Annotated in this window: 9 protein-coding genes and 1 pseudogene; 7 read left to right on the top strand and 3 right to left on the bottom strand. The window is 70.6% G+C overall.

All coding sequences use genetic code 11. From position 1 onward, the window contains the following. A pseudogene (locus AB0C19_RS26090) lies at nt 1–201 on the top strand (hypothetical protein); the annotation flags it as partial. Nucleotides 202–711: 510 nt separating this feature from the next. Here the strand turns inward: AB0C19_RS26090 and AB0C19_RS26085 are convergent. From AB0C19_RS26085 to groES, 3 genes are all read right to left on the bottom strand, one after another. Further along, nucleotides 712–2,433, bottom strand: coding sequence for a molybdopterin-dependent oxidoreductase (locus AB0C19_RS26085; RefSeq protein ID WP_357189472.1), 1,722 nt, complete (start codon nt 2,431–2,433; stop codon nt 712–714). Nucleotides 2,434–2,567: 134 nt separating this feature from the next. Continuing rightward, nucleotides 2,568–4,208 (bottom strand): chaperonin GroEL, encoded by a 1,641-nt coding sequence (gene groL, locus AB0C19_RS26080; protein ID WP_210783328.1) that lies wholly within the window; start codon nt 4,206–4,208, stop codon nt 2,568–2,570. 70 nt (nt 4,209–4,278) lie between these two features. Then, complete coding sequence (gene groES / locus AB0C19_RS26075) at nt 4,279–4,593, bottom strand: co-chaperone GroES (protein ID WP_030330046.1); 315 nt, start codon at nt 4,591–4,593, stop codon at nt 4,279–4,281. Between the two features lie 259 nt (nt 4,594–4,852). On the opposite strand from groES, the gene AB0C19_RS26070 reads away from it, so the two are divergent. The 6 genes from AB0C19_RS26070 (at nt 4,853) to AB0C19_RS26045 (ending at nt 11,227) form a co-directional block, all read left to right on the top strand. Then, nucleotides 4,853–6,049, top strand: a complete 1,197-nt coding sequence (locus AB0C19_RS26070) for a methyltransferase domain-containing protein (RefSeq protein ID WP_357189470.1) — start codon at nt 4,853–4,855, stop codon at nt 6,047–6,049. A 37-nt stretch (nt 6,050–6,086) separates the two neighbouring features. After that, nucleotides 6,087–6,566, top strand: coding sequence for a Cys-tRNA(Pro) deacylase (gene ybaK / locus AB0C19_RS26065; RefSeq protein ID WP_357189468.1), 480 nt, complete (start codon nt 6,087–6,089; stop codon nt 6,564–6,566). Between the two features lie 179 nt (nt 6,567–6,745). Beyond that, the gene (locus AB0C19_RS26060) at nt 6,746–7,831 is read left to right on the top strand and encodes a substrate-binding domain-containing protein (protein ID WP_357189466.1); all 1,086 of its coding nucleotides are present in this window, start codon (nt 6,746–6,748) and stop codon (nt 7,829–7,831) included. A gap of 114 nt (nt 7,832–7,945) precedes the next feature. Then, complete coding sequence (locus tag AB0C19_RS26055) at nt 7,946–8,764, top strand: ATP-binding cassette domain-containing protein (protein ID WP_238679445.1); 819 nt, start codon at nt 7,946–7,948, stop codon at nt 8,762–8,764. After that, nucleotides 8,761–10,023: an ABC transporter permease gene (locus AB0C19_RS26050; RefSeq protein WP_266304429.1), complete on the top strand. Its 1,263-nt coding sequence runs from the start codon at nt 8,761–8,763 to the stop codon at nt 10,021–10,023. The genes AB0C19_RS26055 and AB0C19_RS26050 overlap by 4 nt, the downstream gene beginning before the upstream one ends. A gap of 22 nt (nt 10,024–10,045) precedes the next feature. Beyond that, a complete protein-coding gene (locus tag AB0C19_RS26045) occupies nt 10,046–11,227 on the top strand; it encodes an ROK family protein (protein WP_238687785.1) in 1,182 nt (393 codons plus the stop codon). Nucleotides 11,228–11,237: the final 10 nt, after the last annotated feature.

Raw genomic sequence — 11,237 nt, 5'->3', positions numbered from 1 at the left:
GGTTGGGGTACCCCGGAGCAGATCACCGACCCCGCCTACTCCACCACCGCGTTCCTCAAGGGCCTCAAGCAGGTCGACGGGTGGCAGGACATGCCGCTGACCGACGCCGCGCAGACCGTACAGGTGTCGGCCTACCCGGACGCCTACGCCCAGTGGGAGCAGCAGGCCGCTGACCTCGTCGGCCAGCACTGGAACAGCTGACCCGCACCACAGCACCACAGCACCACCGCAAGGACCGCAGGACCGCAGGACCGCAGGACCGCAGGACCGCAGGACCGCAGGACCGCAGGACCGCAGGACCGACCGGTGGCCGGCACCCGCTACCCGGGGTGCCGGCCAGCGGCGTTTCCGGGCCCTGAGTCCGCAGATCTTGGACACTTTCCGTTCGGCGCGAACGGAAAGTGTCCAAGATCTGCATGCACGTCCTGGGGTACCACCGGTCAACCAGCCGACCCGCCGGCCCGCCGACCCGAAGGAGAGTCGCGGGAACCAGCACCGCAGGCGCGAACCAGCCCGCCGATCCGCTGAGCAGGTCGCGGACACAGCCCTACCGAACCGGCCGCTGAGCAGGCCGCGGACACAGCCCACCAGCACGCACGGCAGGCCGCACGGCAGGCCGCACGGCAGGCCGCCAGCACAGCACACGAACCCGCAGAGCACGTCGCGGACACACATCGCGGACCCAGCCGGGCGGCCACGCCATGGTGCGGATCAGCGGACGGTGACCGTGATCGTGTGCCAGCCGGTGGCGCCGTCCGGGACGACGTCCTGCGTACGTTCGGTTTGGGTCTCACCTGTCGCGTCGGTCGCGCGGACCTGGAGCCGGTGTTCGCCCGGTGTGGCGTCCCAGCGCCAGGACCACTGCACCCAGGTATCCACTGACACGGTCGGGGCCAGCGCGGCTTCCTGCCACGGGCCCTCATCGACGCGTACCTCGACTCGGCGGATGCCCCGGTGCTGCGCCCAGGCCACCCCGGCGACGGTTACCGGGCCGGCGGTCAGCCGGTTACGTCCCCGGGGCGTGTCGATCCGGGACTGGGTCTTGATCGGCCCCTGGGGGGACCAGCCGCGCGGCACCCAGTACGCGTCGAAGTCGGCGAAGCGGGTCAGCTCCAGTTCGGTCACCCATTTGCAGGCTGACACGTAGCCGTAGAGGCCCGGCACCACCACCCGGACCGGGAAGCCGTGCTCGACCGGCAGCGGCTCGCCGTTCATCCCGACGGCCAGCAGGGCGTCCCGTCCGTCGCGCAGCGCGGCGGTGGGGGTGCCGCAGGTCCAGCCGTCGACCGACCGGCCGACGACCTGATCGGCGTCGTCGTCCGGCTCGACCTCGTCCAGCAGTTCCCGCAGGGGTACGCCGAGCCACAGGGCGTTGCCGATCAGGTCCCCGCCCACCTCGTTGGAGACGCAGGCCAGCGTGACGTACCGCTCGACCAGCGGTCGGGCCAGCAGATCGGCGTAGCTGTAGGTGCGTTCCCTGCCGACCCGTCCGTGGATCCGCAGCCGCCAGGTGTCCGGGTCGACCTGGGGCACCACCAGCGCCGTGTCGATGCGGTAGAACCCGAAGTTCGGAGTGACGTACGGCGCGAGCTGCGTCAGTGAGAGGTCCGCGCCCGCCGGTACGGCAGGTGCGGGGGTAACCGGCGCGGGCAGGCGGATCGCGTCGCGGGCTGCGGACACGCCGCGCCGCCCCGCCAGCCAGCGCCCACCGAGGCCGGCCACCACGGCCGTGCCGAGCAGCACTCCGCTGCCGGTGAGGAATCGTCTCCGCGACTCGGGGTCCACTTCGGCAGGCCCGACCGGTTCGACAGCCGCCGTCGGTCCGGCCGGAGTCACCGGCACCGGCCCTGCCGGCGACACCGGCACCGACTCTCCGGGCGACGCCGGCCCAGCCGGCAACCCCGGACCAGCCTGCGAGCCGGGACCAGCGGACGACCCCGGACCAACAGGCGACACAGGACCGATCGGCGGGGTGGGTGGGGACCAGGACCAGGGGTCCAGTTCGAACGGTCCGCCGATGAACAGCCAGAGCACCAGGGCGCCGAGACCGGCGCCGATCAGGGACGGCAGCGCGTCGGCGAGGTCGGCGCCGGAGCGGGTCAACGCGGCGGCCACGCCGATGGCGCCGAACGCGGCAATGCCGGCCAGGCCGAGTGCCAGTCGACGGACAGCCAGTACGCCGAAGAGCGCGGCGAAGCCTCCCAGCAACACGGCAGTGCCGACCAGCAGCGCGATCTTGTCGGCGGTGCCGAAGAGGTCGATGGCGAGTTGCTTCAGTGACTCGGGGACGGCGTCGACGATGACCCCGCCGACCGCGACCAGTGGCGCCGACCGGGGACCGGTCAACACCGCGACCGGTTCGGCGATCCCGATCGCGACGGCGGCGGCGGTGATTCCGGCCAACGCGGCGTACCGCCGTGACGTGGTGCTCATCGGCCCAGTGTGCGCGATCATCTCGCCCGGTCGCCAACAACGTCAGCGTTCGGTAATGACCTACCAGCCCGCGAGAACGAGCCGGGGCGCACCGCCTCACGGCGGTACGCCCCGGAACGGGTGTCGCTACCGGATCAGAAGCCCGGGCCGTGCTGGTGGCCGTGACCGTGGCCGTGCCCGCCGCCGGCGGCCGGCTCGGCCTGCTCCGGCTTCTCCACCACGAGGCTCTCCGTGGTGAGCAGCAGACCGGCGATCGAGGCGGCGTTGGTGACCGCGTTGCGGGTCACCTTCACCGGGTCGATGATGCCGGCCTTGACCAGGTCGACGTACTCGCCCTTGGCCGCGTCGAGGCCGTTGCCCCACTTGAGGTCGGCGACCTTCTGCGTCACGACGTAGCCGTCGTGACCGGCGTTCTGGGCGATCCAGCGCAGCGGCTCGACGAGCGCCTTGCGCACTACCGAGACACCGACCTTCTCGTCACCGGTGAAGCCCAGGTCGTCGTCGAGCACCGAGAGGATCTGCACCAGGGCGGCGCCGCCGCCGGGCACGGTGCCCTCCTCGACCGCAGCCTTGGTCGCCGCGATGGCGTCCTCGATGCGGTGCTTGCGCTCCTTCATCTCGACCTCGGTCGCCGCGCCGGCCTTGATGACGGCGATGCCACCGGAGAGCTTCGCCAGCCGCTCGGCCAGCTTCTCCCGGTCCCAGTCGGAGTCGGAGGCCTCGATCTCCTTGCGGATCTGGGAGACCCGGTCGGCGACGTCGGCCTTCTGGCCACCGCCGTCGACGATCGTGGTGTTCTCCTTGTCGACCACGACGCGCCGGGCGGTGCCGAGCACCTCCAGGCCGACCTGGTCGAGCTTGTAGCCCAGCTCCGGGGCGACAAGCTCGGCGCCCGTGGAGATCGCGATGTCCTGGAGCATTGCCTTGCGCCGGTCACCGAAGCCCGGGGCCTTGACCGCGCAGACCTTGAGGGTCTTGCGCAGCGAGTTGACCACCAGGGTGGAGAGCGCCTGGCCGTCCACGTCCTCGGCGATGATCAGCAGGGGCTTGCTGTTCTGCAGGACCTTCTCCAGCAGCGGCAGCAGCTCCTCGATCGCCGAGATCTTCTGGGTGGTGACCAGGATGTACGCGTCCTCGAGGACGGACTCCTGACCCTCCAGGTCGGTGACGAAGTTCGGCGAGATGAAGCCCTTGTCGAACTGGAGACCCTCGGTCACGTCCAGTTCGGTGGTGAGCATCGAGCCTTCCTCGACGGTGATGACACCGTCGCGGCCGACGCGCTCCATCGCCTCGGCGATCAGATCGCCGATCGTGGAGTCCTGCGCGGAGATCGTCGCCACGTTCGCGATCGACTCCTTGCTGGTGACCTCGGCGGCACGGCCGAGCAGCGCCTCGGAGACCTTCATGGCCGCCGCGTCGATGCCCCGCTTGAGGCCGGCCGGGTTGGTCCCGGCGGTCACGTTGCGCAGACCCTCGCGAACCATCGCCTGGGCCAGCACTGTCGCGGTGGTGGTCCCGTCGCCGGCGACGTCGTTGGTCTTGGTCGCCACCTCCTTGACCAGCTGCGCGCCAAGGTTCTCGTACGGGTTGGTGAGCTCGATCTCCTTGGCGATGGTCACACCATCGTTGGTGATCGTCGGCGCACCGAATTTCTTGTCCAGGACGACGTTGCGCCCGCGCGGGCCGAGGGTGACCTTGACCGCGTCCGCGAGGGCGTTGACACCGTGCTCCAGCAGGTGCCGGGCGTCGTCCGAGAAGCTCAGGATCTTCGCCATTAATGTCCCTTCGAAGCGCCATTGCCCCGGCCCGGCGAGCCGGACCGGGGCAGTGGCACTGATCGGTTGCTTACTTCTCGATGACCGCGAGGACGTCGCGGGCGGAGAGCACCAGGTACTCCTCGCCGGCGTACTTGACCTCGGTGCCGCCGTACTTCGAGTAGAGGACGGTGTCGCCGACCTGCACGTCAACCGGAACCCGGTTGCCGTTGTCGTCGACGCGCCCCGGGCCCACAGCGAGGACAGTGCCCTCCTGCGGCTTCTCCTTGGCGGTGTCGGGGATCACGATGCCCGACGCCGTGGTGGTCTCAGCCTCGTTCGCCTGGACCACGATGCGGTCCTCGAGCGGCTTGATCGCAACCTTGGTCGCGGTAGTCACGGGCATACCCTCCTGGGGTACTGGTTTCGTTGCTGGCCAGCGGGGCTGACCAGCGTCAATCTGCCTCATGCCACCGGGCGGTGCCGTCGTCGCGGGTGCCGGTCCGCCTGGCGTGCGCACCCGGGTCGCGAGACCCGGAAGCTGGCACCCTCAGGGTGAGAGTGCTAATCGCAGGTTATTCCGTGGCTAGCACTCCGTCAAGGAGAGTGCCAGCGCGTCGCGCCCCGCCAGCCAGTATTTCCGGGTCGGCCGGGACAATGGCCGGGTGGATCTCGATCAGCTGGCGGCGCTGCGTACCCCTGAGGGGTCGGCCGCGCTCACGGCGGCGGCCGACCTGGCCGGCGGTGATCCACTGGTCGCGGCGTCGGCGCTGCGCGCGACCGGGGTGCCGCCGACGTTGGCCGCGGCGGCGCTGACCCAGGCCGAGCTGCGCCTCCGGGGGGTGGGCAAGTTCGGCTCGGCCGCCGCTGGGATGTTCCTCACCCGTCCCGGTCTGGAGCAGGCCACCCGCCGGGTGGTCGCCGACCGCCGGGCCGCCCGGTTGTACGCGGCCGGCGTGCGCACCCTGGCCGACCTCGGGTGCGGGCTCGGGGCCGACGCGCTGGCCGCCGCCCGGGCGGGCATCCGGGTGTACGGGGTGGAGGCCGACCCGGTGACCGCAACGATGGCCGCCGCCAACGCCGAGGCGGCCGGCCTGGGCGAGCTGTTCACTGTCGAGTGCGGCGACGCGACCGGGTTCGACGTGTCAGTGGTCGACGGGGTCTTCTGCGATCCGGCCCGCCGCACCACCGGCACCGGGCGGCGAATCTTCGACCCGCGCGCCTACTCGCCGCCGTGGGACTTCGTCACCGGGCTGGCCGAGCGGGTGCCGCGCACAGTGGTGAAGGTCGCGCCGGGCCTGGACCACGCGCTCATTCCGGCCGGCGCGGAGGCCGAATGGGTCGGCGTCGACGGCGACCTGGTCGAGGCCGCGCTCTGGTGCGGCGAGCTGGCGGAGGTGCCCCGCCGCGCCACCCTCTACCGTCAGCGGGGCACTGAGGTTCACCGCCACCAGCTCACCGGCTCGGGTGCCACCGAGGCACCGGTCGGGCCGCCGCGTCGCTACCTGTACGACCCGGACCCGGCGGTGGTGCGTGCGCACCTCGTGGCCGAGCTGGCCACCGAACTGGACGCCACACTGGGTGATCCGAGCATCGCCTACCTCTACGGCGACCAGCCGATCCGCACCCCGTACGCGCGCTGCCTGGAGATCACCGACGTGCTGCCGTTCTCGCTCAAGCGCCTGCGGGCGCTGCTGCGCGACCGCCGGGTGGGCCGGGTGGAGATCCTCAAGCGGGGTTCGGCGCTCACCCCGGAGCAGCTCCGGCGAGACCTGCGGCTGGCCGGTGACGCGGCGGCGAGTCTGGTGCTCACCCGGGTCGACGGCGCACCGACGGTGCTCGTCGGCCAGCCGGTCGCCTAGCGTCGCCTCGGCCAGCCGGTCGACTAGCCTCGTCGCTGTGGCGGGACAGGGCACGCCGGCGACGGCACTGTTGGTCAAGCGTGGCATCGCACATCGCACCCATCCGTATCGGGTGGCGCCGGACGCCCCGAACTACGGCGCGTTGGTGGCGGTGGCCCTCGGCGTGGCACCGGAGTGCGTGTTCAAGTCACTGGTGACCGCTGTCGACGGCGCGCTCACTGTGGCGGTCGTCCCGGTCACCGGCGAGCTGGATCTCAAGGCGCTCGCGGCGGCGGTCGGCGGCAAGCGGGCGGCGTTGGCCGACCGGGCGGTCGCCGAGCGGGCCACCGGTTACGTACGCGGTGGGATCAGCCCGCTCGGGCAGCGGCGACGGTTGCCCACGGTGCTGGACGAATCCGCGCTGGCTCTCCCGACGATCTACGTCTCGGCTGGTCGGCGTGGTCTGCAACTCGAACTGGCCGCGGCGGATCTGGTGGCGCTGACCGACGCCCGCACCGCGCCGTTGCAGACCCACTGACGACAGTCGTTACGTCGACTCCCCCGTGGGATACCCAGGGAGTAACAGTCGCGTTGCTGAATTGTTATCGCTCCCAACAAACTATGCACCTGCGCGGTCTTGTGGAGCCGGTGTGACGCGAAATACGTTGCCGGACACAACAAAACAACACCTCCCCCACCTCCGAAAGGACCCTGCACATGCGTAAGGGGATCCTCACCATCGCCGCCGTGGGCCTGCTCACGACCGGCGGCTTGACCGCCTGTGGCGACGACTCCGGCGACAAGGCCGCCTCCGCCAAGACCCCCAAGATCGGCGTGATCCTCCCGGACAGCAAGTCCTCGGCCCGCTGGGAAACGGCGGACCGTCGGTTCCTGGAGGAGGCGTTCAAGGCCGCCGGCGTCCAGTACGACATCCAGAACGCCCAGAACGACAAGACGGCCTTCCAGACCATCGCCGACCAGATGATCACCGGTGGCGTGACCGCCCTGATGATCGTCAACCTGGACTCCGGCACCGGCAAGGCCGTGCTCGACAAGGCCAAGTCGCAGGGTGTGGCCACCATCGACTACGACCGGCTCACCCTCGGCGGCTCCGCCCAGTACTACGTCAGCTTCGACAACGAGACCGTCGGCAAGCTCCAGGGCGAGGGTCTGACGAAGTGCCTGACCGAGAAGGGCGCCAAGAACCCCGTCGTGGCGTACCTGAACGGCTCCCCCACCGACAACAACGCCACCCTCTTCAAGGCCGGCTACGACTCGGTGCTCAAGCCGAAGTTCGACGCCAAGGAGTACGTCAAGGGCCCTGAGGACGCGGTGCCGGCGTGGGACAACGCGCAGGCCGCGACGATCTTCGAGCAGCAGCTCACCAAGGCCAACGGCAAGATCGACGGCGTGCTGGCCGCCAACGACGGTCTCGGCAACGCGGCCATCTCGATCCTGAAGAAGAACAAGCTCAACGGCAAGGTGCCGGTGACCGGGCAGGACGCCAGCACCGAGGGCCTGCAGAACATCCTCGCCGGTGACCAGTGCATGACCGTCTACAAGGCGGTCCGGGAAGAGGCCAAGGCCGCCTCCGACCTGGCCATCGCCCTCGCCAAGGGTGAAAAGAAGGGCACCGGCCAGACGGTCAAGGACGGCGACCGGGACGTCCCGTCGGTGCTGCTCACCCCGAAGGCCATCTACAAGGACAGCGTCAAGGACGTCATCGCCGACGGCTACGTGACCAAGGAAGAGGTCTGCACCGCGGCGTACACCAAGTTCTGCGCCGAAGCCGGCATCAGCTGACCGACGCCGCAGTACCCGCCGGAACGACCATCGCCGCCCGGCACGGGAGCACCCTCCCGTGCCGGGCGGCGCACGCCGGACGGGCCCCGACCCTCCCTTAAGAAGGAGACCCCCGTGTCCGCGACCCCCCTGCTGGAACTCCGCGGGATCGACAAGAGCTTCGGTCCCGTCCAGGTGCTCCGCGACGTCGCCCTGACCGTCCACCCGGGAGAAGTGACCGCACTGGTCGGCGACAACGGCGCCGGCAAGTCGACCCTGGTGAAGTGCATCAGCGGCATCCACCCCACCGACGCCGGGGAGTTCCTGTTCAACGGTGAACCGGTGCACATCGGCAGCCCGCGCGACGCCGCCACGCTCGGCATCGAGGTCGTCTACCAGGACCTCGCGCTCTGCGACAACCTGGACATCGTGCAGAACATGTTCCTCGGCCGGGAGAAGCGCAGCGGCATCGTCCTCGACGAGCCGACAATGGAACAGCTCGCCGCCGAAACCCTGGCGGGGCTCTCCATCCGCACCGTCACCTCACTTCGCCAGCACGTGTCCAGCCTCTCCGGCGGTCAACGCCAGACCGTGGCCATCGCCAAGGCCGTGCTGTGGAACAGCAAGCTCGTCATCCTGGACGAGCCGACCGCGGCGCTCGGCGTGGCACAGACCGCCCAGGTGCTCGAACTGGTCCGCCGCCTCGCCGACAACGGCCTGGCCGTGGTGCTCATCTCGCACAACATGAACGACGTCTTCGCCGTCTCCGACCGGATCGCCGCGCTGTACCTCGGCCAGATGGTCGCCCAGGTGAAGACCACCGACATCACCCACGCCCAGGTGGTCGAGCTGATCACCGCCGGGCGCTCGGGCGGGCTCGGCCTCGCCACCGACCCGGGCAGCAACGGCGACGGCCCGCAGGCGGCCGACTCGATCTCAGGAGGCGTCCGATGACCACCACCGCCGTGCGGAAGGACGGACCTGCCGCCGTCACACCGACGCCGACCATCGGAGGCCACTTCCGCAACTACCTCAGTCGGGTACGCGGTGGCGACGTCGGCGCACTACCAGCCGTACTCGGCCTGATCGTGCTCTGCACCGTCTTCGCGATCATGCGGCCGTCGTCGTTCCTGTCGGCCGGCAACTTCGCCAACCTCTTCACCCAGGGCGCGGCGGTCACGCTGATCGCGATGGGCCTGGTCTTCGTGCTGCTGCTCGGCGAGATCGACCTGTCCGCCGGCTTCGCCAGCGGCGTCTGCGCGGCGGTGCTGGCCAATGTGGTCACGGTGCTCGGCTACCCCTGGTGGGTCGCCGTGCTCGCCGCTGTCGCCACCGGTGTGGTCATCGGCAGCACGCTGGGCATGCTCGTCGCGAAGATCGGCATTCCGTCCTTCGTGGTCACCCTCGCCGGCTTCCTCGCCTTCCAGGGCGTCGTGCTGCTGCTCGTCAAGGACGGCACCAACATCGCCGTCCGCGACGACGTGCTGGTCGCCATCGCCAACCGCAACCTCGGCCCCACCTTGGGCTGGGCGCTGACCGCCGTCGCGGTCATCGGCTACGCGGCTGTGCAACTGCTGCGCCACCGCACCCGGGTGGCCCGCGGCCTGATCACCGACCCGCTCGCGGTGGTGGCGCTGCGGATCGGCGGGCTCGCCGTCATCCTCGGCACCGCCGTGTACGTGCTCAACCTGGAGCGCAGCCGCAACGTCCTGATCAGCTCACTCAAGGGTGTGCCGATCGTGGTGCCGATCATCGCGGTGCTGCTGATCATCTGGACCTTCGTGCTCCAACGCACCAGCTACGGCCGGCACATCTACGCAGTGGGCGGCAACCGGGAAGCGGCCCGCCGGGCCGGCATCGGCGTCGACCGGATCCGGATCTCCGTCTTCGTGATCTGCTCCTCCATGGCCGCCATCGGTGGCATCGTGGCGGCCAGCCGGGCCAACTCGGTCGACCCGAACACCGGGGGCAGTAACGTACTGCTCTACGCGGTCGGCGCGGCGGTGATCGGCGGCACCAGCCTCTTCGGTGGCAAGGGCCGCGTCCTCGACGCCGTCCTCGGCGGCGCGGTGGTCGCGGTCATCGAAAACGGAATGGGCCTGATGGGGTACACCTCGGGAGTCAAGTACGTGGTCACCGGCGTCGTGCTCCTGCTCGCGGCCAGCGTCGACGCGCTCTCCCGCCGCCGCGCGGCAGCCACCGGCACCCGCTGACCGCGCGGGAGGTAGCACCAGCATGCGCCCAGGACCGACCCAGGATGACGTCCGACGGCAGAACCTCGGGGCTCTGCTGAGGCACGTGCACGTCCACGGGGCGACCACGCGTGCCGAACTGACCACCACGCTGGGCCTCAACCGCAGCACCATCGGCGCGCTCACCGCCGACCTGTCCGCGGTGGGGCTGGTCAGCGAAGGGGCACCGAAGGAAACCGGCCGAGCCGGACGACCGTCACTGGTCGTCCGGCCCGAGTCGGCGCGGGTCTACGCGTACGCGTACTCGGTGGAGGTGGACCGGCTGCGCGCCGCCCGGATCGGGCTGGGTGGCGCGGTCCTGGACCGCCGGGATCTGGACCGGCCGCGCGGGCTGCTGGCCGCGGAGGCCGCACCGCTGCTGGCCGGCGCCGTCAAGGAGATGCAGCAACTGGTGCCGGCGGACGCGATCTGCGTCGGTGCCGGCGTCGCGGTCTGCGGCATGGTCCGCCGGGACGACGGCCTGGTCCGACTCGGCCCCACCACCGGTTGGGTGGACGAGCCGATCGGCGCGGCCCTCGCCGACGAGTTGGGCATCGACGTACCGATCACAGTGGGCAACGTGGCCGACGTCGCCGCGTTCGCCGAGCACGCACGCGGTGTGGCGGCAGGCTGCGACAACGTCCTCTACCTCTACGGCGACGTGGGCGTGGGTGCCGGCATCATCGCCGGTGGGCGCAGGCTGACCGGGCACGGTGGGTACGGCGGCGAGGTCGGCCACATGAAGGTGGTGCGCGACGGCAGGCCCTGTGAGTGCGGCTCCCGGGGGTGTTGGGAAACCGAGATCGGCGAGCGTGGCCTCCTGCGCGCCGCCGGACGCTCCGACGCCCGGGGCCGTGACGCGCTGCTGGCCGTCTTCGACGCGGCCGATCGCGGAGACGCCCGGGCCCAGACGGCGGTCCGCCAGGCCGGCGACTGGCTCGGCTTCGGGGTGGCCAACCTGGTGAACGTCTTCAACCCCGAGATGGTCATCTTCGGTGGGACGATGCGTGACCTCTACCTCGCGGCGGCGGCCCAGATCCGCAGCCGGCTCAACTCCAACGCGCTCGGCGCCTGTCTGGAGCACGTCCGGCTGCGTACGCCGAAACTGGGTACTGACGCGCCCCTGATCGGTGCCGCAGAGCTGGCCTTCGAACGGCTCCTCGCCGACCCCCTCGACGTGGGCTGATCCGCGTACG

It is taken from the genome of Micromonospora sp. NPDC048842, from assembly GCF_040649935.1.
Classification (GTDB): Bacteria; Actinomycetota; Actinomycetes; order Mycobacteriales; family Micromonosporaceae; genus Micromonospora; species Micromonospora hortensis.
The sequence above is the reverse complement of the archived record's forward strand: the minus strand, read 5'-3'. Positions and strand labels throughout refer to the sequence as shown.

What these genes read in the sequence shown, in the direction of transcription:
- AB0C19_RS26085 (WP_357189472.1), bottom strand. Translation starts at nt 2,433, where the DNA reads ATGAGCACCACGTCACGGCGGTACGCCGCGTTGGCCGGAATCACCGCC.
- groL (WP_210783328.1), bottom strand. Translation starts at nt 4,208, where the DNA reads ATGGCGAAGATCCTGAGCTTCTCGGACGACGCCCGGCACCTGCTGGAG.
- groES (WP_030330046.1), bottom strand. Translation starts at nt 4,593, where the DNA reads ATGCCCGTGACTACCGCGACCAAGGTTGCGATCAAGCCGCTCGAGGAC.
- AB0C19_RS26060 (WP_357189466.1), top strand. Translation starts at nt 6,746, where the DNA reads ATGCGTAAGGGGATCCTCACCATCGCCGCCGTGGGCCTGCTCACGACC.
- AB0C19_RS26050 (WP_266304429.1), top strand. Translation starts at nt 8,761, where the DNA reads ATGACCACCACCGCCGTGCGGAAGGACGGACCTGCCGCCGTCACACCG.
- AB0C19_RS26045 (WP_238687785.1), top strand. Translation starts at nt 10,046, where the DNA reads ATGCGCCCAGGACCGACCCAGGATGACGTCCGACGGCAGAACCTCGGG.